General features: G+C 67.6%; 19 protein-coding genes, 1 rRNA gene and 1 other annotated feature. Of the genes, 14 read left to right on the top strand and 6 right to left on the bottom strand.

Annotated features, from left to right (window positions below):
• Positions 1-5 precede the first annotated feature (5 nt).
• From AZOLI_RS21720 to AZOLI_RS21700, 5 genes are read left to right on the top strand one after another with little or no spacing between them, the layout of a single operon-like run.
• On the top strand, positions 6-566 hold the full coding sequence (locus AZOLI_RS21720) for a formate hydrogenlyase complex iron-sulfur subunit (RefSeq protein WP_044552745.1): 561 nt from the start codon (positions 6-8) through the stop codon (positions 564-566).
• Positions 563-1,366, top strand: a complete 804-nt coding sequence (locus AZOLI_RS21715) for an NADH-quinone oxidoreductase subunit B family protein (RefSeq protein WP_014249326.1) — start codon at positions 563-565, stop codon at positions 1,364-1,366. The genes AZOLI_RS21720 and AZOLI_RS21715 overlap by 4 nt, the downstream gene beginning before the upstream one ends.
• Positions 1,363-1,830: a formate hydrogenlyase maturation HycH family protein gene (locus AZOLI_RS21710; RefSeq protein ID WP_014249325.1), complete on the top strand. Its 468-nt coding sequence runs from the start codon at positions 1,363-1,365 to the stop codon at positions 1,828-1,830. The genes AZOLI_RS21715 and AZOLI_RS21710 overlap by 4 nt, the downstream gene beginning before the upstream one ends.
• Entirely contained in the window at positions 1,827-2,285 is a 459-nt protein-coding gene (gene hycI, locus AZOLI_RS21705) for a hydrogenase maturation peptidase HycI (RefSeq protein WP_014249324.1), read from the top strand. The genes AZOLI_RS21710 and hycI overlap by 4 nt, the downstream gene beginning before the upstream one ends.
• 43 nt (positions 2,286-2,328) lie before the next feature.
• Complete coding sequence (locus AZOLI_RS21700; protein WP_044552742.1) at positions 2,329-3,249, top strand: formate/nitrite transporter family protein; 921 nt, start codon at positions 2,329-2,331, stop codon at positions 3,247-3,249.
• Between the two features lie 50 nt (positions 3,250-3,299).
• Here AZOLI_RS21700 and fdhD read toward each other — a convergent pair whose 3' ends face one another.
• On the bottom strand, positions 3,300-4,166 hold the full coding sequence (fdhD, locus tag AZOLI_RS21695; protein ID WP_014249322.1) for a formate dehydrogenase accessory sulfurtransferase FdhD: 867 nt from the start codon (positions 4,164-4,166) through the stop codon (positions 3,300-3,302).
• 347 nt (positions 4,167-4,513) lie between these two features.
• On the opposite strand from fdhD, the gene hypA reads away from it, so the two are divergent.
• From hypA to AZOLI_RS21665, 6 genes are all read left to right on the top strand, one after another.
• Complete coding sequence (gene hypA, locus AZOLI_RS21690; protein WP_014249321.1) at positions 4,514-4,855, top strand: hydrogenase maturation nickel metallochaperone HypA; 342 nt, start codon at positions 4,514-4,516, stop codon at positions 4,853-4,855.
• A gap of 24 nt (positions 4,856-4,879) precedes the next feature.
• Positions 4,880-5,161: a HypC/HybG/HupF family hydrogenase formation chaperone gene (locus AZOLI_RS21685; protein ID WP_014249320.1), complete on the top strand. Its 282-nt coding sequence runs from the start codon at positions 4,880-4,882 to the stop codon at positions 5,159-5,161.
• 439 nt (positions 5,162-5,600) lie between these two features.
• Complete coding sequence (locus AZOLI_RS21680; protein WP_244442629.1) at positions 5,601-6,824, top strand: glycosyltransferase family 1 protein; 1,224 nt, start codon at positions 5,601-5,603, stop codon at positions 6,822-6,824.
• Positions 6,812-8,071, top strand: a complete 1,260-nt coding sequence (gene glf, locus AZOLI_RS21675; protein ID WP_014249318.1) for a UDP-galactopyranose mutase — start codon at positions 6,812-6,814, stop codon at positions 8,069-8,071. Before AZOLI_RS21680 ends, glf begins: the two co-directional genes overlap by 13 nt.
• Positions 8,072-8,237: 166 nt before the next feature.
• On the top strand, positions 8,238-9,395 hold the full coding sequence (locus AZOLI_RS21670) for a hypothetical protein (RefSeq protein ID WP_014249317.1): 1,158 nt from the start codon (positions 8,238-8,240) through the stop codon (positions 9,393-9,395).
• Positions 9,392-11,200, top strand: coding sequence for an ABC transporter ATP-binding protein (locus AZOLI_RS21665; RefSeq protein ID WP_014249316.1), 1,809 nt, complete (start codon positions 9,392-9,394; stop codon positions 11,198-11,200). Before AZOLI_RS21670 ends, AZOLI_RS21665 begins: the two co-directional genes overlap by 4 nt.
• A gap of 6 nt (positions 11,201-11,206) precedes the next feature.
• On the opposite strand, the gene AZOLI_RS21660 is transcribed toward AZOLI_RS21665, so the two are convergent.
• Together AZOLI_RS21660 and rpoZ are read right to left on the bottom strand one after the other, a co-directional pair.
• On the bottom strand, positions 11,207-11,944 hold the full coding sequence (locus AZOLI_RS21660; protein WP_014249315.1) for a hypothetical protein: 738 nt from the start codon (positions 11,942-11,944) through the stop codon (positions 11,207-11,209).
• A 49-nt stretch (positions 11,945-11,993) separates the two neighbouring features.
• The gene (rpoZ, locus tag AZOLI_RS21655; RefSeq protein ID WP_014249314.1) at positions 11,994-12,449 is read right to left on the bottom strand and encodes a DNA-directed RNA polymerase subunit omega; all 456 of its coding nucleotides are present in this window, start codon (positions 12,447-12,449) and stop codon (positions 11,994-11,996) included.
• Between the two features lie 287 nt (positions 12,450-12,736).
• Between rpoZ and AZOLI_RS30510 the strand changes: the two genes are divergently transcribed.
• From AZOLI_RS30510 to AZOLI_RS30505, 3 genes are read left to right on the top strand one after another with little or no spacing between them, the layout of a single operon-like run.
• Complete coding sequence (locus AZOLI_RS30510; RefSeq protein ID WP_014249313.1) at positions 12,737-16,522, top strand: PAS domain-containing protein; 3,786 nt, start codon at positions 12,737-12,739, stop codon at positions 16,520-16,522.
• A complete protein-coding gene (locus AZOLI_RS21645; protein ID WP_044552738.1) occupies positions 16,515-16,907 on the top strand; it encodes a response regulator in 393 nt (130 codons plus the stop codon). Before AZOLI_RS30510 ends, AZOLI_RS21645 begins: the two co-directional genes overlap by 8 nt.
• A complete protein-coding gene (locus AZOLI_RS30505; RefSeq protein ID WP_014249311.1) occupies positions 16,907-17,512 on the top strand; it encodes a DUF533 domain-containing protein in 606 nt (201 codons plus the stop codon). Before AZOLI_RS21645 ends, AZOLI_RS30505 begins: the two co-directional genes overlap by 1 nt.
• 9 nt (positions 17,513-17,521) lie before the next feature.
• On the opposite strand, the gene AZOLI_RS21635 is transcribed toward AZOLI_RS30505, so the two are convergent.
• From AZOLI_RS21635 to rrf, 3 genes are all read right to left on the bottom strand, one after another.
• Entirely contained in the window at positions 17,522-17,953 is a 432-nt protein-coding gene (locus AZOLI_RS21635; protein WP_244442628.1) for a CBS domain-containing protein, read from the bottom strand.
• Between the two features lie 85 nt (positions 17,954-18,038).
• Positions 18,039-19,805: an SLC13 family permease gene (locus AZOLI_RS21630; protein ID WP_014249309.1), complete on the bottom strand. Its 1,767-nt coding sequence runs from the start codon at positions 19,803-19,805 to the stop codon at positions 18,039-18,041.
• Positions 19,806-20,022: 217 nt separating this feature from the next.
• Positions 20,023-20,138, bottom strand: a 5S ribosomal RNA gene (gene rrf, locus AZOLI_RS21625).
• Positions 20,139-20,279: 141 nt separating this feature from the next.
• Positions 20,280-21,116, bottom strand: a sequence feature (23S ribosomal RNA rRNA prediction is too short).

Raw genomic sequence — 21,116 nt, 5'->3', positions numbered from 1 at the left:
GGGACATGCTCAAGCTACTCATGGAAATCTTCCGCACGGGCGAGGCGACGGTCCAGTACCCCTTCGCTCCCATGCCGGTCTGCAAGGACTTCCGCGGCAAGCCGGAACACAGGGCAGAGGGCTGCATCGCCTGCGCGGCCTGCACCGTCGCCTGTCCGGCCAACGCCATCGGGATGGAGACCGACACCGCCGCCGGCAACCGCATCTGGTCGATCGATTACGGGCGCTGCGTCTTCTGCGGCCGCTGCGAGGAATCCTGTCCGACCGGCGCCATCCGCCTGTCCGACGATTTCGAGCTGGCGGTCGGCAGCAAGGCCGACCTGACGCGCAAGGCGGTCTTCACGCTGGCCGACTGCGCCTGCTGCGGCAAGCCCTTCGCCCCGGCCAAGGAGGTCGATTACGTCGCCCGCCTGCTGAGCCAGTCGGCCCGCAGTGCCGAGGAGGCCGACCGGCTGCGCCTGACCGTCTCGACCTGCCCGGCCTGCAAGCGCGCCCAGGATGTCCACCACATCGCCGGCATGGGAATCGGCCGGCAGATGACCAAGGAACCGGAGACCACGCCATGAACATCCCGGTAGACCCCAAGACCCTGGTGGCGGAGATGTCACCGGTCTCCACCAGCGAACAGATTGCCACGATGAAGAAGGCGCTGCTGAAGAACATCCAGCGCTCCGCCTACGTCTATCGCGTCGATTGCGGCGGCTGCAACGGCTGCGAGATCGAGATCTTCTCGTCCATCACGCCGGTGTTCGACGCGGAGCGCTTCGGCATCAAGGTGGTGGCCTCGCCCCGCCATGCCGACATCCTGCTGTTCACCGGGGCGGTGACCCGCGCCATGCGGATGCCGGCGCTGCGCGCCTACGAGGCGGCGCCCGACCCGAAGATCGTCGTGTCCTACGGCGCCTGCGGCTGTACCGGGGGCATCTTCCACGACCTGTATTGCGTCTGGGGCGGCACCGACAACATCGTGCCGGTGGACGTCTACATCCCCGGCTGCCCGCCGACGCCGGCGGCGACCATCCATGGCTTCGCCGTGGCGCTGGGCCTGCTGGAGCAGAAGCTGAAGGCCGAGATCCATGTCGAGGCCGCCGGCGAAACCGCCGCCCTGCCCCATCCCGACATCCCCTATGCGCTGCGGGTCCGGCTGGAACGTGAGGCACGGCGGATGGCCGGCTACCGCCAGGGCCGCGACATCGCGGAAGAGTTCATGGCCCTGCTGGAAGGGCATGCGCGCACACCCGGCTCCTTCAGCCTGTCCGAACGGATGATGGAGGCCATCGGTGAGGAACGCGACCCGCGCCGTGCCGAGATCATCGGCCGGCTGGTCGATGTCGTGCAGCAGGCCATCCGGGGAGAAGCGGCATGAACACCCCAGCACAAGCCGATCCCGGCTCCATTCCCGGCTTGCGCGCCGGCCGCGGCGTGGCGCCGGAGGTGGTGTTCTACCAGCTGAACGCCAAGGTGCTGGAGCGGAAGGAGGACATCCCGGAGGATGCCAGGCAGGTGGTCTACTATTCGCTGGCCATCGGGCATCACATCGGCGTGTTCGACTGCTTCAAGCCGGCCTTCCGCTGCACCACCGCGGTGTTCGACCGCGTGCTGGAGACGCTGAAGGACAACGAGGAGGCACACCGCAAGCTGTCCGGCCTGCTGCGCTTCGGCGAGATCACGGTGGACAGCACCCACACCCGGCCGCTGATGGCCGCCATCGAGGCGGTGCTGCCGACCGCCCCGCCCGACGTGGCGGCATGGCTGGACCGGCTGCGCACGGCGCTGGACGCCATCCGGCGCGAACCCGCGATCTATCTGATGGGGAGACGGCTGTCATGACCGATGTCGTATTCACGGTAGGAAACGTCCTGCGCGGCGACGACGGGGCCGGCCCGCTGCTGGCCCAGCTGCTCGACGAGCAGCCGGCCCCCGGCTGGACCGTGGTGGACGGGGAGGATGTCCCGGAAAACCACACCCACCATATCCGCTCGCTGGCGCCGCAGCGGGTGCTGATCGTCGATGCCGCCGACATGGAACTGCCGCCGGGCGAGGTCCGGCTGATCGGGCAGGACAGCGTCGCCGAGCAGTTCATGGTCACCACCCACGCCATTCCGCTGAACTTCCTGATCGACAGCCTGCGGGAGACCGTGCCGGAGATTCTGTTCCTGGGTATACAGCCGCAGGACACCAGCTTCTTCGCGCCGGTCACCAGCACCGTCCGCTGCTCCGTGGAGGCCGTGCACGACCGGCTCGTCCGCGGCGAGGGTTTCGAGGTCTACGAAACGGTGGGCTGATCCGGATATCGAGGCAACTCAAGACAAGTGGAGGACATTCGCCATGGCGGATCCTGGATCGAAAGACACGCCGGTTCTCGGCATGGACGCCTATTCGCCCGCCGAGATCCAGGACAAGGTCGAAAAGCTGGGGGTGAAGAAGGCGACGATGCCTTTCCTGCCCAGCTTCATGCTGGCGGTGGTCGCCGGCGGCGGCATCGGGCTGGGCGGCATGTTCTTCGTCATCGTGCTGGCCGATCCGGTCCTCAGCTTCGCGGTTCAGCGGGTGCTGGGCGGGCTGGTCTTCTCGCTCGGCCTGTCGCTGGTCATGGTCGGCGGGGCGGAGCTGTTCACCGGCAACTGCCTGATCGTGATGGCGCGGGCCAACGGTCAGATCAGCACGGCGCAGGTCCTGCGCAACTGGGCGACGATCTGGATCGGCAACGCGGTCGGCGCGCTCGGCCTCGTCTTCCTGATCTATATGTCGCATCACACCGAGATGAACAACGGTGCGGTCGGCGGCGCCGTCCTGAAGCTCGCCATCGGCAAGATCGCGCCGGACGCGGTGACGATCTTCTTCAAGGGCATCCTGTGCAACCTGCTGGTCTGCCTGGCGGTCTGGCTCGCCTATGCCGGCCGCACGGTTACAGACAAGATCGTGGCGCTGACCCTGCCGGTCGCCGCCTTCGTCGCCGCCGGGTTCGAGCACTGCATCGCCAACCTGTATTTCCTGCCGCTGGCCTATGTCCTGAAGATCACGGGCCATGTGCCGGCCGGGCTGGACGTGTCGATGATCACGGCGGGCGGCATCCTGCATAATCTGCTGTTCGCCACGCTGGGCAACATCGTCGGCGGATCGGCGTTCGTCGGCGGCGTCTATTGGCTGATCTACCGCAAGGGGCTGGGCGGCCTGACCCCGCTGCCGTCGCCGCTACCGTCGTCCAAGCCGATGCCGGTTGTGGAGCGGCCTGCCGCGACGCACTGATCGGGAGACTCCCGCGGGCCGGCGATGAACCGGCCCGCGGGATTTGACGCTCATGCCAGCGTGGCGACGCGGGAGGGCACGGCGTAAACGGTTAAACGACCGTCGCGCACATAGGCGACCACCCCCACCCCCACCGTCGTGGCAAAGCCGACGCAGAGCGAGGTCGGGGCGGAGATCGCGGCGATCAGCGGGATGCCGGCGGCGGCGGTCTTGTGGACCATCTCGAAGGAGCAGCGGCTCGACACCACGACGAAGCCGCCGGTCGGGTCGATTTCGGCGCGGGCCAGCGCGCCGATCAGCTTGTCGAGCGCATTGTGCCGCCCGACATCCTCGCGAACGGCGACCAGTTGCCCGTCGGGACGGGCGAAGCCGGCGGCATGGACCGCGCCGGTCTGCCGGTTCAGGGTCTGCCCCGACGGCAGGGCCGCCACGGCGCGGCGGATGGCGTCGGGCGCAATGCGGGCGGTGGAACGGACGGGATCGAGGGGCCGCAGCGTTTCCGCAAAACTGTCGGTGCCGCAACGGCCGCAGCCGGACCCGCCCATCAGGTTGCGCTTGCGCCGCAGCAACGCCGCGAGCCTCTCCACCGGCAGGTCCATGCGGAGGCGCACGCCGTCCGTGAGCTCGTCGATGGCGGTGATCGCCAGTTCGTCGGCACTGCCGACGATCCCCTCGCTGAGCGAGAAGCCGGTGGCGAAATCCTCCAGGTCGGTCGGGGTCGCCAGCATGACGGCGAACAGGGCGCCGGCATAGACCAGCCCGACCGGCACCTCGTCGATGATCGTCTCTTCGCGGTCGTCGGTGCCCGATCCGGTGCAGACGGTCGCCGGCACCAGCCGGACGCCCTGCCGCGAAAGCGGCTGCGCCAGGGAAAGCGGCGCGGAGGTCGGCGCTGCGCAGGCGGTTGCATGATCCATGACGTGGCAGAGCCCCTGGCTGCGATGAAAGGCGGGGTGAGGACGAGCGCCGGCCGAGCGGTCCGCCACAGCGTACCGCTATGACGCCGGAGTTGGAGCATTGGTCCCGGTGCCATGGTCAGACCGGCGCTCGCCCCACGATCTTGCGCCGGCACGCGGCGGAACGACATGCGACATTACGGCTCATGCTAAAATATTTATTGAAGATATTCTAAATAATTATCACCTATCAGCCGATCAATTTCTCTTATCGAGACGCGAATTTAGAAGGAATTCATTTGCAATACTCTATTTGTGATTTGCCAAACTTCACCGATAGTGATAGATTCGCAATGTGGAGACGGACGATGCATGAGCTTTCATTGTGCGAACGGCTGCTGGATTTGCTGCAGGAGGAATCCCGTCGGCACGCCTTCCGGCGCGTGACCCGCATCCGGCTGGCGGTGGGGCAATTCGCCTGCGTCGATCCGGACGCCCTGCGCTTCGCCTTCGACGTGGTCCGTCGTGACACGCTGGCCGATGGGGCGGCGGTCGATATCGTCCAGCCACCGGGCCTCGTCTGGTGCGACGACTGCGCTTGCGAACGGGAGGTGCCGTCACGGCTCGCCTGCTGCCCGACCTGCGGCGGCCAGCGCCTCAGCCCACGCGGCGGTGACGACCTGACCCTAGTCGAACTGGAAGTCGTCTGACCGCCTGGATGAAGGAGCCCCGCTATGTGCCTTGGAGTTCCGGCCCGGATCCTCGCCGTTGCCGATGCAGCACAGATGACCGTCATCGCCGAAATGCTGGGCGAGCAGCGGGAGGTGAACCTCTCCTGCCTCGCCGGCCCGGATGACCCGCTCTCCGCCTGGGTCGGCAACTGGGTGCTGGTCCATCTCGGCTTCGCCCTGTCGCGGATCGGGGAGGCCGATGCTCTGGCATTCATCGACATGCTTCGGCAGTTGGACGAGGCGGAAGACGGACGGGGCCATATGAAGGCCGCCTTGATCGGCTGATCCCGGCAAAGAGCACAGCCGGCTTTTTGACGTTCAGGCAGCATCCTCAGGCAGCACCCTCATCGCCACGGCGCAAGAGGACACAACAGCTGCCGCCAGGGCTTTGTTCACGGCATGCCTGTCGGTACAGCACACCCAAGCTATGCCTTGCCTTTAGGCAACCATTCGCTTCACCGGCGATAACCGTAAAGTCAGTGTCCCGTCGGGATAGAAACGAATTTTCCGTTGCCGGGAAGCCGCAATGCAATGTTAGCGTCCACATCGACGAATGACGGCAGCCCGAAACACATCGCCGATCATATGCCGCAAATACCAAGATATCTTCGCAAGTTTCATTAGCACGTTCGATTGGGTGCCCGATCGTTTACGGAATTAGCCTCTTTTCCACATGGCGCGCCCAACCACCCGACCCGGATCGCTTTCAGGCACAGGAGCAGGCATGCAGTATGCTGGCAAGGACGAGATGTTCGCCCTGCGGGACGACCCGTCCGGCATCGAAACGGGCATCCAGCCGGTCACCCGCGTGAACCCGGCCGCGGATGAACAGGACAACGACGCCGGAACCCCGGCGGCCGACTTCCTCTGCTTCTCCCACCTGCGCTGGGGCTTCGTCCACCAGCGGCCTCAGCATCTGATGGAGCGCTTTTCCCGCCACCATCGCCTCTTCTATGTCGAGGAGCCGGTGGCGGCCGACATCGCCGAACCCGGTCTGGCGGTCTACGACACCACATGCAGCATCAAGCTGCTGGTTCCGCAGCTGCCGCGCGGTATGCACGGCGCCGAGGCCGAGGCGGCACAGACCGCCGTGCTCGACAAGGCCTTCCGCGACCTTGGCATCACGCGCCCGATCCTGTGGTACTACACGCCGATGAGCCCGCAGTTCGCCGACCGGCTCGATGCGTCGGTCGTCGTCTACGACTGCATGGACGAGTTGTCGGCCTTCCGCGGCGCCCCGCCCGAACTGGTGGACCGTGAACGCGCGCTGATGGAGCGGGCCGATCTGGTCTTCACCGGCGGCTACAGCCTGTGGGAGGTCAAGCGCGAGCGTCACGCCAACGCCCATCCCTTTCCCAGCAGCGTCGACATCCCCCATTTCGCCCAGGCCCGCAGCATCCCGGAAGCGGCCGACCAGTCGGCGATCCCCGGCCCCCGGCTGGGCTTCTACGGCGTCATCGACGAGCGTTTCGACATCGGCCTGCTCGACGCCGTCGCCGCCCTGCGGCCGGACTGGCAATTCGTCATGCTGGGCCCGGTGGTGAAGATCGATCCCGATCACCTGCCCAGGCGCCCGAACATCCACTACCCCGGCATGCGTGGATATGCCGAGCTGCCCGCCTGGCTCGCCGGCTGGGACGTGGCGCTGATGCCCTTCGCGCTGAACGACTCCACCCGCTTCATCAGCCCGACCAAGACCCCGGAATACCTCGCCGCCGGCTGCCCGGTGGTCTCCACCCCCATCGCCGACGTGATCCGCCATTACGGCGACAGCGGAGTGGTGCGCATCGCCGACACGCCCGACGCCTTCGTCGAGGCCTGCGAATGGGCGCTGTCGGTCGACAGGTCCTCGCCGGACTGGCTGGCCGCCATCGACCGCACGCTGGCCGACATGTCGTGGGACCAGACCTGGAGCCGGATGAAGGGACTGATCGAATGCGTTCGGTGAATGACGAGACCGGAAGCGGCCCCGCCGTCGCCTCTCCGAACCATGGCGGGCGCGCCCCGGCCTATCTCGGCCGCGCCCGCTTCGACTGGCTGATCGTCGGCGCCGGCTTCGCCGGTGCGGTGCTGGCCGAACGGCTCGCCCGCGACCTGGGCAAGCGGGTGCTGCTGATCGACCGCCGGCCGCACATCGGCGGCAACGCCTACGACCATCTGAACGACGATGGGCTGCTGATCCATCGCTATGGCCCGCACATCTTCCACACCAACTCGGCCCCGGTGGCGGATTACCTGTCGCGCTTCACCGATTGGCGCCCCTACGAGCATCGCGTGCTGGCCCAGGTCGACGGGCTGCTGGTGCCGATCCCGATCAACCGCAACACGGTGAACCGGCTCTATGGCCTGAACCTCGACGAGGCGGGGGTGGAGGCCTTCCTGAAGTCGAAGGCGGAGCCGGTGGAAACCGTCCGCAGCTCGGAAGACGTGGTGGTCGGCGCGGTCGGGCGCGAGCTGTACGAGAAGTTCTTCCGCGGCTACACCCGCAAGCAATGGGGCCTGGACCCATCGGAGCTGGACAAGAGCGTCACCGCGCGGGTGCCGACGCGGACCAACGACGACGACCGCTATTTCGCCGACCGCTTCCAAATGATGCCGCTGCACGGCTACACGCGGATGTTCGAGAACATGCTCGACCATCCCAACATCACCATCGCGCTGAACACCGACTATCGGACGGTGGCGCGGGAGGTTCGGCACGACCGGCTGATCTTCACCGGCCCGGTGGACGAGTATTTCGACTTCCGCTTCGGCAAGCTGCCCTACCGTTCGCTGCGCTTCCGCCATGAGACGGTGAAGCAGGAGTGGTTCCAGCCGGTCGGCGTGGTCAACTACCCGGCGGAGGACGTGGCCCACACCCGCATCACCGAATACAAGCACCTGACCGGCCAGAGCCACGCCCGCACCGCCCTGACCTATGAATACCCGTCGGCCGAGGGCGACCCCTACTATCCGGTGCCGAAGCCGGAGAATGCGGCACTGTACCGGCAATATCAGGCGCTGGCGGATTCCACGCCGAACGTGCATTTCGTCGGCCGGCTGGCGACCTACCGCTATTACAACATGGATCAGGTGGTCGGGCAGGCGCTGTCGCTCTACAGCCGCCTGGCGGAAGCCGAGGGCGGAACCCGCGCCGCGGCCGAAGGCTTCGCCGCCATGGCCGGGCAGCGGACGGCGGAACGGCTGTTGCGTTGAGAGCACTGCCGCAACAAGCGACGAACATCGGCCGTCATCCCCGCGGAGGCGGGGATCCGGGCCTTCCGATGCAAGTGCTTGCAACGGGTGGATTCCCGCCCTCGCGGGAATGACGGCCGAGAGAAGCAGACCCGATCGCCAACCGTCCACTTGCCGAAGGTTCCGGATGCACGCTCCCAGCCTGTTCGACAGCTTCTTCATGGGCGGATTCGAGTGTTCCAGCCATCGTCGCCGCGATGGCCGGCGCCTCGACCTGCTGCACGCCACCGGGCACGATACCCATGTCGCCGCGGACTATCGGACGCTGCGCGGCTTCGGACTGCGCAGCGTGCGCGACGGGCTGCGCTGGCACCGGATCGAGACATCGCCCGGCCGATACGACTGGTCCAGCGTCCTGCCCATGCTGCACGCCGCCCGCGAGGAGGGCGTGCAGCCGATCTGGGATCTCTGCCATTACGGCTGGCCCGACGGCATCGACATCTGGCGGCCGGAGTTCGTCGACCGCTTCGCCCGCTTCGCAGCATCCGCCGCGGCGCTGGTGCGGGACGAAAGCGAAGCCGTGCCCTTCTATTGCCCGGTCAACGAGATCGCCTATTGGTCCTGGGCCGGCGGCGACAAGGCCCTGTTCAATCCCTGCGAACGCGGCCGCGGCTTCGAACTGAAGCACCAGCTGGTCCGCGCCGCCATTGCCGGGATGGAGGCGGTGCGGTCGGTCGATCCGCGCGCCCGCTTCGTGCTGGTCGATCCGATCATCCACACCGCCGCCCGTCCGGACCGGCCCCGCGACCGCCGCGAGGCGGAGGCCTTCCGCATGGCGCAGTTCCAGTCCTGGGACATGATCAGCGGCGACCTGTGGCCGGGGCTGGGAGGGCGGCCCGACTTGCTGGACATCGTCGGCGTCAACTTCTACCCCGACAATCAATGGTATATCGGCGGCGGAACCATTCCGCGCGGCCACCCCCAGTTCCGGCCCTTCCGCGAGATGCTGGCCGAAATCCACCAGCGTTACGACCGTCCGCTCCTGATCGCCGAGACGGGTGCCGAGGGCGAGGAACGCGCGCCCTGGCTGGCCTATGTCGGCGAAGAGACGCGGGCGGCGATGGCGACAGGCGTAGCGGTGGAGGGGCTTTGTCTGTACCCGGTGGTCGACTATCCCGGCTGGGACAACGGCCGTCACTGTCCGGTCGGGCTTCTGGGCTTCCCCGATGCCCAGGGCAGCCGCCCGGTCGACGGGCCGCTGGCTGCGGAACTCCGGCGGCAGCAGCTTATTTTCGACGGCATGAGCATCCCCGATCCGGCGACCGTCGGCGAGGCCGCTGAATGAGCGGCGGTCCTGCCGACGCCACCCCGTGGTCCTCCGACCCTCTCCCCGGCAGCCCGACCGCCTTCCTGTGGGGGTATGTCCGGCGCTGGGCCGGGCATTTCGGCGGATTGCTGGCCCTGGTCGTCGGGGCCGCGGCCTGCGCCGTGGCGGTGCAGTACGGCATGAAGCTGCTGGTCGACGCCATGGCGACGCCGGGCACCGACCGCGAGGCGGTCTGGTCGCCGCTGCTGCTGTTCATCGCACTGATCGCGGCGGAGAATGCGCTGTGGCGCTCGGCCGGCTGGCTGGGCTGCCTGACGGTCGTCGGGGTCGGGGTGGATATCCGCCTCGACCTGTTCCGGCACCTCAGCGGGCACCCGGTCCATTACTTCGCGGAGCATTTCTCCGGCGCGCTGGGGAACCGCGTCACCCAGACCGCGGGTGCCGTGGGCGCACTGACCAACACCATCACCTGGAACATCCTGCCGCCCTGCGTCGACTTCATCGGCGCCATCGTCGTGCTGTCCACCATCCAGTGGCAGATGGCGGCGGTGCTGGCCCTGTTCGTCTTCATGGTGGCGGGGATCGTCGGCGTGGTCGGCGTGCGCGGCCGGCCGCGGCACCGTGCCTTTTCCGATCAGGCGGCGCTGGCCGGCGGCGAACTCGTCGACGTGGTCTCCAACATGTGGGCGGTGAAGGCCTTTTCCGCCCGCCGCATCGAGGCGGACCGGCTGGCCCGCAAGTTCGACCGCGAGGCGGTGGCCCAGCGCCGCAGTTGGCTGTATCTGGAAAAGACCCGGATGCTGCACGACGTCTTCCTGTGGGTAATGGCCGGCGGCATGCTGACCTGGGCGGTCTGGCTGTGGACGCAGAGCCGCATCACTCCCGGCGACGTGGTGGTGGTCACCACCCTGACCTTCCGCATCCTGCACGGGTCGCGCGACCTCGCCTTCGCGCTGGTCGGCACCACCCAGCAATTCGGCATGATCGCCGAGACGCTGCGGGTCATCGGCCCGCGCCATGCCGTCGCCGACGCGCCGGCCGCCCGGGAACTGGCGCCGATGGGCGGCTCCATCGATTTCGAAAACGTCTCCTTCGCCTATGCCGACGGGCGGACGGTGTTCCGCAACTTCACCCTGCACGTCCCCGCCGGTCAGCGCATCGGCGTGGTCGGCCCGTCGGGCGCCGGCAAATCGACGCTGGTCGGGCTGCTGCAGCGGCTGGACGATCCGCAGGCGGGCCGGGTGCTGTTCGACGGGCAGCCGTTGACCGCCGTCACCCAGGACAGCCTGCGCGCCGCCATCGCCGTCGTGCCGCAGGAGATCGCGCTTTTCCACCGCTCCGTGCTGGAGAACATCCGCTACGGCCGCCCCGATGCGACCGACGAACAGGTGAGGGAGGCCGCCCACGCCGCCCGCTGCGACGACTTCATCCAGGCGCTGCCGGAGGGCTACGACACGCTGGTGGGCGAACGCGGGATCAAGCTGTCGGGCGGACAACGCCAGCGCATCGGCATCGCCCGCGCCATCCTGAAGGACGCCCCGATCATCGTGCTGGACGAGGCGACCTCCGCCCTGGACAGCCATTCGGAGGAGGAGGTGCAGCGAGCGCTGGAGCGGCTGATCCATGGCCGCACGGTGCTGGCGGTGGCCCACCGGCTGTCGACGCTGAGCGGTTTCGACCGGATCGTCGTGCTGAAGGACGGCCGCATCATCGAGGACGGCCCGCCATCCGACCTGCACGCCCGCGGCGGTGCCTTCCACGCCCTGTGGCGGATGCAGGCCCGCGGACTGGCCGAAGACACGATCACGCGCCGGGCGGGGTGAGAGGGTTCAGAGTTCCAAGGCCGCAGCCTGCCAGACCGGCTGCTTCTCCCGCCGGTCCGGCACCAGCCGCCCGCCATTCTCCCGCAGCCCCTCGGCGAGTTCCACCGCATAGGCGGCGCCGTCCAGCAGCATGGTGGCGGCGATGACGGCAAGATGGGCAGGGGGAATGTCGCGGCGGAAGCAGAGCGCCGGTTCCGGCTCAATCCCCTCGCGGCGTCGCGCGAGGTAGCTGGCGGCGGCCATGGCGAGGGGCACGGCGGGGACCATGTTCTGGATGCCGTGCATCTTCTGCTCGACCGGCGGGACCGGCCGCCGCGCGATGGCATAACGCAGGTCCGCCATCATGGTCGCCTCGTGCGACAGCAGGCCGGCGGCCATCAGCGCCAGGCTGTGCGGGTTGGTCTCCAGCAGAAGCAACGCCAGGCCGGGCATCGCCGCCTGTCCGGACATCACGATGTGCATCACCGATTCCTTGGCCCCGGCGGTGTGCTGGATGTCCATCTTGCGGTGGACCAGCCAGTCCGCCAGCCCGGCAATCGCCCCCACCGGCAGCAGGCCGTAGGCGACGACATCCCGCATCGCCCGGTCCAGCGCCTCGGCCGGGGGAGCGGGCGCCGGCGGATATGCCCGGCCGGCCGGACGCTGCCGCCGCTTGCCCAGGACGCCGGCGCCGACCGCCACGGCCGATACCGCGACGGCGGACAGGGCCAAGGCGGACAGGGTGGTGGTGAATTGCCCTTTCATCCGGCTTCCCTTCCCTGGATCGATAGGTTCGCGGCCCCCGGCCGCACCGTTACGGGCCGACATCGCCGTCGGCATCGTTGCCGACCACGTCATCCTCGGTCATGTCGAAGGCGGCCCCCGGATTGCGGTCGATTTCGGAGGCGATGTCGTCGTCCTCGGTGATGTCCTCCTCCGCGTCGCTCATGGAATCCTCATCGGCAAGCGAATTGTCGGTGGTGTGCATCCAGGTGTTCTCGTCCGCCATCAGGTCGACGATCTCCTCTTCCGGTTCGTCGGCCTCAACCGACTTCTGGTGGCCGCGGATCAGGGTGTCGCGCAGATGGGGCAGCGACAGCTTCTCCTCCGCGATCTCGCGCAGGGCGACCACCGGGTTCTTGTCGTTGTCGCGGTCGATCGCCAGCGGCGCCCCGCTGGCGATCTGACGGGCGCGCTGCGCCGCCACCATGACCAAATCGAAGCGGTTGGGGACCAGAAGGACGCAATCCTCGACGGTGACACGGGCCATTCGACGAACACTCCAGTACAGGGAAGGGCTTGGAAGATCGGTGACGATGGGGCCGAACCGCACCCCGATGGACGCCGGCCCCCTTTCCTCAACAGTCCCTTTCGCCGATTGCGCATCCATTCACTGGTCGTATCGCCAAGGGAGAGGATCGGTCCCTGGGCATCGGGGCATCGGCCGGCGTCCAGAGCCGGGAGCCGGGAGCGGGAGCGGTACCCATCACGCCGTTGCGGACGAAAGCCTTCGGCGGCTGTTCTTGTCTGCGTACCCTTCCCCGGCCGTCACGGTTCATGCCCTCCGCTCCGATCTCCCTCACCGAAACCACCCCGCATCACACATCCGAAGCCGTCCGGCTCGCCGAAGAGCTGGCCCGCAGGGAAAGGCAGCACGATCTGCTGGCCCGCTTCGGCATGGCCGCCCTGAAGAGCACGGACATAGCCACGCTGCTGCAGGAGGCCACGCGCCTGTGCGCCGAAGGGCTGGGAACCGAGCTGTGCAAGGCCCTGGAATGGGTGCCGGACACGGATGGCGGCGCGACGAACGGGGACCGCCTGCTGGTCCGTGCAGGCGTCGGCTGGCAACCCGGTGTCGTCGGACGCCGGACGGTGGGTGCCGACCTCGCCTCTCCCGCCGGCTACGCGCTGAAGACCGGCGAGCCCGTCATCTCCAACGATCTCGGCACCGAACCCCGCTTCCGCTGCCCGGCTCTCCTGGCCGAACATGGGGTGAGGAGCGCCATCGACGTGATCATCCGCGGCGAGGGCGACCCCTTCGGCGTGCTGGAGGTCGACAGCCGGCAGGAGCGGCGCTTCGACGCCGCCGACGCAGCCTTCCTCCAGGGTTTCGCCAACCTGCTGGGCGGGTCCATCGACCGCGCCCGCGACGCGGCGGAGCGCCAGCGGACGGAAGCTCTGCTGCGCGAGAACGAGGAACAGTTCCGCAGCCTCGCCGACCTGATCCCGCAGCTGACCTGGATGGCCGATGCCGGCGGCGCGATCTATTGGTACAACCGGCGCTGGTACGACTTCACCGGCACCAAGCCGGGCGAGACGGAGGGCTGGAACTGGCGCATCGTCCACCACCCGGACCATGTCGACCGCGCCTCCGACGGCTTCTTCCGCGCCATCCGGGCGGAGGAACCATGGGAGGACACCTTCCCGCTGCGCCGGCACGACGGCGAATACCGCTGGTTCCTGTCCCGCGCCGTGCCGGTGCGCGGTCCCGATGGGCGCATTCTGCGCTGGCTCGGCACCAACACCGACGTGACCGAGCAGCGCCGGGCCGAAGCCCGCATGATGGAGGCGGAACGGCGGCTGCAGCTGGCGCTCAACGCCGCGCGGATCGGTGCATGGTCGTGGAACCTGGACGAGGACCGCATCGAGGCCGACGCCCGCCTGCGCGAGATCTTCGACTTCACCGCGGAGGTCCCGCCCGACCGCCCGCTCTGCGGATCGGACGTGACCGGCCGCGTGCACCCCGACGACCAGCCCCACATCCGGCAGATCATCGAGACCGCCCGGCGGGAACGCGGCGAATACGATGCCGAGTTCCGCATCCTCCTGCCGTCGGGCGAGGTCCGCTGGGCGGTGGCGCGCGGCGTCGTGACCGACAGCACGCCCGAACGCAGCCTGAGCCTGATCGGCGTCACCTGGGACACCACCGACCGCAAGCGGGCTGAGGACCGTCTGCGCGTCAGCGAGGAGCGGTTCCGCTCGCTGGTGGAGGCCACCGCCGCCATCGTCTGGAGCACGTCGGAGACCGGCCGCTTCACCGCTCCGCAGCCGAGCTGGAGCACCTTCACCGGCCAGAGTTTCGACCAGTTGAAGGGCACCGGCTGGACCGACGCGATCCACCCCGACGACCGCCCCCAGACTGCGGAGGCCTGGCGTGCGGCGCGGGCGGGACGGACGGTCTACAAGGCCGAACACCGGCTGCGCCGTCACGACGGCGTCTACCGCGACATGCTGGTCCGCGCCGTCCCGCTGCTGGGGAGCAACGGCACCGTACAGGAATGGGTCGGCGTCCACACCGACATCACCACCCGCCGCCGCGCCGAGGAGGCGTTGCGCGAGACGGAGGAGCGTTACCGGCTGGCGGCGCGGGCGACCAACGACGCCATCTGGGACTGGAACCTGTCGTCGGACCGCATCCACTGGAACGAAGCGGTGCGCACCCTCTTCGGCTATGGCGAGGACGCGGCGGAGACCGCCGCCGCCTGGTGGATGGACCACATCCACCCCGACGACCAGGACCATGTGGTGACCGGCATCCATGCGGTGATCGACGGCGGCGGCACCCGCTGGAACGACGAATACCGCTTCCGCCGCGCCGACGGCAGCTATGCCAGCATCCTCGACCGCGGCTTCGTCCTGCGCAACGCCATCGGACAGCCGCTGCGCATGATCGGCGCGATGCAGGACATCAGCACCCGCAAGCGGGCGGAAGAGGAGTTGGAGGCCGCCCGCCTCGCCGCGGAGGAGGCCAACCGGGCCAAGAGCCTGTTCATCGCCAACATGAGCCACGAGCTGCGCACGCCCTTGAGCGCCGTCATCGGCTACACCGAGATGCTGGAGGAGGAGCTGGCCGACATCGGCGTCGACAGCATGCTGCCCGACCTTGAGAAGATCGAGGCCAATGCGCGCCACCTGCTGAACCTGATCAACGGCGTCCTCGACATCTCGAAGATCGAGGCCGGCAAGATGGAGGTGCATGGCGAGGACGCCGGGATCGCCGATCTGACCCGCGAGGTCGCCGCGACGGTCGAGGCCCTGGTGTCGAAGAAGGGCAACCGGCTGGCGGTTCAGGTGGCAGACGGGCTGGGCCGCATGCACACCGACGTGGTGAAGGTTCGGCAATGCCTGTTCAACTTGCTGAGCAATGCCGCCAAATTCACCGAGAACGGCACCGTCACCCTGTCGGTCGAGCGCGCCGCGGCGGACACCGGCGCGGCAGCCGGGGGTGTGGCAGCGGGGGAAATGGTGATCTTCCGTGTCACCGATACCGGCATCGGCATGTCACCGGAACAGGTCCGCCGCCTGTTCGAGCGCTTCATGCAGGCCGACAACTCCACCACGCGCCGCTTCGGCGGGACCGGGCTGGGGCTGGCGATCACCAAGGCTTTCGCAGAGATGCTGGGCGGAGAGATCGCGGTCGAAACCGCATCCGGCACGGGCACCAGCTTCATCCTGCGGCTGCCCGCCGACCTGCGGCACGGCCAGGCGCACCGCCATTCCGATCATTCACCGGTAACGGCCGGCCAGACCGCACCCGCGCCATCCGCCCGCGAGACGATCCTGATCATCGACGACGAACAGGCGATGCGCGAACTGCTCGCCCGCTTCCTGCACCGCGAGGGCTTCGGCGTGGCGCTGGCGGCGGACGGCCAGACCGGCCTGTCGATTGCCCGGCAAATCCACCCGCGCGCCATCCTGCTGGACGTGATGATGCCGCAGACCGACGGCTGGTCGGTGCTGTCGCTGCTGAAGGCGGAAGCCGATCTTGCCGACATCCCCGTCATCATCATCTCCTCCCGCCGGGAAAAGGGGCTGGCCCTGTCGCTGGGCGCCGCCGACTATTTCACCAAGCCGGTGGACTGGCAGCGCCTGCACCGCGTGCTGAGCGGTCTCAGCGGACAGGCTCCCGGCACGGCGCTTGTGCTGATGGAGGCCGACGAGACCCGCACCCTCCTGGGGGCGGAGCTTGGCCGCGACGGCTGGGACGTGCGGGACGCCGAGACGGAGGAGGAGGCGTTCCGCCAGCTTGCCGCCGTCCGGCCGACCGTGATCCTGCTGGACCCCTTCATGGACGGCCTGGACGGGCTTGCCTTCCTCAAGACGCTGAGCCGCAATCCGGACTGGAGCGGCATCCCCGTCATCGTCATGGCCCCCCAGGCGATCGGCCGTGCCGAGGCCGAGGAACTGCGCGGCCGCGTCCGCGACATCATCCCGATGACGGAGGATGGATCGGAAGAAATGATCGAAGAGCTGAAGGACGCGATCGCGCGCCTGCGGCCGGCCTCCGGCAAGGCCGACGATGCCACAGGCGCGACGACGGGAACGGGAGGAACCGATGGCTAAGCTGCTTCTGGTCGAAGACCATGAGGAAATCTGGGACTTCCTGTCACGCCGGCTGAAGCGGCGGGGGTTCGACGTGGTGCTCGCCTTCGACGGGCGCCAGGGGGTGGAGATGGCGCGCAGCGAACGGCCGGACGTGATCCTGCTCGACATGAACCTGCCGGTCATCGATGGCTGGACCGCCGCCCGCGAACTGAAGGCCGGCGACGAGACGGCCGCCATCCCGATCATCGCCCTGACCGCGCACGCCATGTCCGGCGACCGCGAGAAGACTCTGCAGGCGGGCTGCGACGATTACCACCCCAAGCCCGTCGACTTCTCCCGCCTGCTGACGCAGATCGACACGGCGATGCAACGGCCGGCCGGGACCGGTGGGGGAACCCCCTGATGTCGGATCTTCAGAAGCCCGGCCTGCTGAAGCGCCTGTTCGGCCGCTCGCCGGATTCACCGCCCCCCATTCCGACCGCCATTCCCACCGCCATTCCCACTGGCGAGCCCGAAGCGGAGGGCAGCCCGCTGGGTTTGCGCCTCGGGCACAGGCCGGTTCTGCACGAGATGCTGGCCCGCCAGATCCTGGACGCCCATCTGCGCAACCGCCACCAGCTGCTCGACCGCGCCCCTTCGGATCTGCAAACCGTCAGACCGGAGGAAGCCCGCCTGCTGGTCCGCGCCATGGCCGCCGCCGCCCATGCGAACGGCAAGTTGGACGGCATTGAGCTCGGCCGAATCAGGGGCAAGCTGCGCAGCAGTACCCTCGACGAAGAGGACCAGCGTGCGCTTGAGAGTTCGTTGGAAGAACCGCAATGTCTGGAGGAACTGGTCCGGCAGGTCGACAACCCGCGCCTGGCCGCCCGCTTCTACGCCGTTTCCCTGGCGGCGGTCGACAAGAACGCGCCGATCAATCGCTCCTACCTGCGCTACCTCGCCCAGCGCCTCGGCCTGCCCGCCGATCTGGTGGTGCGGCTGAACCGGCAGATGGGTCTGCGGCTATGACCGCGCCCCTCAGACGTCCTGCCCGCTGGCGCTGAGTTCGCCCAGCGCGTTGCGGATCGTGTCGGTGTCCAGCAGCAGCCGGCGCGACACGTCGCTCAGCGTCAGCCAGCCGACGACATGCTTCGCCTCGTCCAGCACCGGCAGGCGCCGGACATGGTAGGCGCCCATGATGTCCATCGCCGTGGCCAGCGTGTCGGTGTCGCGGCAGCTGAAAACGGAACTGGACATCACCTCGCGCACCCGCACCCGCGTGGTGTCGCCGCCCTCCGCCACCACCCGGAACAGGATGTCGCGATCGGTCAGGATGCCCAGCAGGTCCTCGTCCGACCCGACCGGCAGCGCGCCGACATCCAGTTCGCCCATCAGCGTTGCAGCCTCCTGCACGGTGGCGTCGGGGGCGATGAACTCCAGCGCTTTCGCCATGATCTCGGAAACCAGCACGATCTTGTTCCTCGTTGGGGGCCTGTCGGCAGGCGATAGGCGGGCGGCGAAGGGCAACATCCGGCCAGGGGCCGATGTTCCTCCCTCACCCCGCAAGCGGCCAGACCATCACGATCAGCCAGGTGCCCAGCGTCAGGATGAGCAGCGACAACGGCAAACCCAGCCGGGGATAGTCGCTGAAGCGGTAACCGCCGGGGCCCATCACCAGCGTGTTGCATTGATGGCCGATGGGGGTCAGGAAATCGCTGCCGGCACCGACGGCGACCGCCATCAGGAACGGATCGGGGCTGAGGCCCAGCTGCTGGGCCACCCCGGCGCCGATGGGCGCCATGACCAGCACGGTCGCCGCATTGTTGAGGAAGGGCGTGACCGCCATCGCCGCCGCCATGACCAGCGTGACGCAGGCCACCGCCGGCAGGCCGCGCGCGGCATCGGCCAGCAGCGTGGAAATCACCCCGGTCGCCCCCGTGCTCTCCAGCGTGCCGCTGACCGGGATCAGCGCAGCCAGCAGGATGATGATCGGCCACTCCACCGCGTGATAGGCATCCTCGATGCTGAGCACGCCGGTGACGATCATCGCCGTCGCCGCCGCCAGGAAGGTGACCGCCAGGGGTGCCAGATGAAGGCCGACGACGATCATGGTGATGATGACGATCCCGACCGGCACCCACATCGGCCGGCGCCGGCCCAGCTGCAGGCGGCGCTCCGCCAGCGGGATCAGGTTGGCGTCGGCGAGCGCGTCGGGATAGCGCTCCGCCGGCACCTGGAGCAGCAGCAGGTCACCCTCCCGGAACACCGCATGGTGCAGGCGCTGGGCAATCCGCTCGCCGGCGCGGCTCACCGCCAGCAGGCTGAGGCCGAAACGCCGCCGCAGGTCGAGATGCCGGTCGGAATGGCCGACGAGCGGCGAGTCCGGCGTCACCACCGCCTCGACCGCCAGCAGTTCGCCATCCACCCCCTCCAGCACGCCCAACGGCTCCAGCGAGGCGGCCTGGACGAGGCGCTGCAGGGCCGGCGCATCGCCCTCCAGCACCAGGATGTCGTCGGCCAGCAGGACCCAATGCTTGTCGGGAACATAGCGGCGGAACCGTTCGCGGATCAGGCCGATCACCTGGGCCTCGCCCTCCGCCAGGGCCTCGACGTCGCGGACGGTGCGGCCGACGAAGGCCGATGCCGCAGGCAGCCTCATCTCGCTGGCGTAATTCTCGACGGCGAATGTCTCCTCCGCCGACCGGGCGCCGCTGCGGTCCTGGGGCAGCAGGCGCCAGCCGAACATCAGGAAAGCCAGACCGACCACCGTGATCCCCAATCCGACCGGCAGGTAATCGAACATGGCGAAGGGCTTGCCGAGGATCTCCTCCCGCACGCGGGACACGATGATGTTGGGCGAGGTACCGACCAGCGTCATCAGCCCACCCATCAGCGAGGCGAACGCCATCGGCATCAGCACACGATGCGCACCGGTGCGGTGCCGCCGCGCCAACTGCATGGTGATTGGCAGGAAAATGGCGAGCGCGCCGATGTTCTTCATAAGGGCCGACATGAAGGCCACCGATCCGGATAAGAAGGCGATCTGCCGCGTCGGCGTGTTCAACTTTCCTGCCACCGGACGCACCAGCGCGTCGATCACACCTGATCGGGCGATCCCGGCGCTGACGATGAGGGCGGAGGCGATGATGATGACGATGTCGTCGGCAAAGCCGGAAAATGCGTCCTTCGCCGGAATCAGCCCCAGGAATACGCCGGCCAGCAGGGCCAGCACCGCCACCACGTCGAAACGCAGCTTGTTCCAGACCAGCATCGCCACCACGATGCCCACCAACGCAAAGGCCATGAACTGCTGCAAGGTCATCGAACGTCCGTATGTTGGTGTCGCCCGGAGGTAACCCCGCGACACCCGGCAGCGTTCCCGAAGCGCTGGCGGTACGGCAGTTGCGCCAACGCCGGTAAGCCAACAACAAAAAGGGCCAACAGCAAAACGCCCCGGCTCGTGAGAACCGGGGCGTTTCGGATATGTGCGAAGATGCCAGCGTATATGCTTCGTGTTTGGCGTCTCTTGAGCCTGAGTGACCTGGCGGCGACCTACTCTCCCACGTCTTAAGACGCAGTACCATTGGCGCGGAGGCTTTTCACGGCCGAGTTCGGGATGGGATCGGGTGTTTGACACCTCGCCATGACCACCAGGTCACCAAGGCTCAAGACCGACGCTAATCCGAAGCGCATTCGCTGTCGTGCAAGTGATGTGAGGATGTATCGAACTGCGGTTCTTGCGTCAAGCAGGGCCTTAGCAGGCTTGCTGCTGCGCATGGCGCGGTAATGTGGTGTCGAGATCAAGCCGATCGAGCGATTAGTAAGGCTTAGCTTCAGGCGTTGCCGCCCTTCCACATGCCTCCTATCGACGTGATGGTCTGTCACGGCTCTCAAGGGAGCTCTGGTTTAGAGGTGGGTTTCCCGCTTAGATGCTTTCAGCGGTTATCCCGTCCATACTTAGCTACCCGGCCATGCCACTGGCGTGACAACCGGTGCACCAGAGGTATGTCCATCCCGGTCCTCTCGTACTAGGGACAGATCCTCGCAAAACTCCGACACCCACGGCAGATAGGGACCGAACTGTCTCACGACGTTCTAAACCCAGCTCACGTACCACTTTAATCGGCGAACAGCCGAACCCTTGGGACCTGCTCCAGCCCCAGGATGTGATGAGCCGACATCGAGGTGCCAAACGACTCCGTCGATATGGACTCTTGGGAGTCATCAGCCTGTTATCCCCGGCGTACCTTTTATCCGTTGAGCGATGGCCCGTCCACGTGGAGCCACCGGATCACTATGGCCGACTTTCGTCTCTGCTCGACTTGTCAGTCTTGCAGTCAGGCGGGCTTATGCCATTGCACTCGACGAGCGATTTCCGACCGCTCTGAGCCCACCATCGCGCGCCTCCGTTACACTTTGGGAGGCGACCGCCCCAGTCAAACTACCCGCCATGCAGGGTCCCGGACCCGGGTAACGGGCCACGGTTAGATGCCAGAGACTTCAAGGGTGGTATTTCAAGGTTGGCTCCACCCGGGCTGGCGCCCAGGCTTCCAAGCCTCCCACCTATCCTACACATGAAGTCCCTAGCACCACTGCAAAGCTGTAGTAAAGGTGCACGGGGTCTTTCCGTCTG

Source organism: Azospirillum lipoferum 4B, assembly GCF_000283655.1.
In the GTDB taxonomy this organism is placed as follows: Bacteria; Pseudomonadota; Alphaproteobacteria; order Azospirillales; family Azospirillaceae; genus Azospirillum; species Azospirillum lipoferum_C.
The sequence above is the reverse complement of the archived record's forward strand: the minus strand, read 5'-3'. Positions and strand labels throughout refer to the sequence as shown.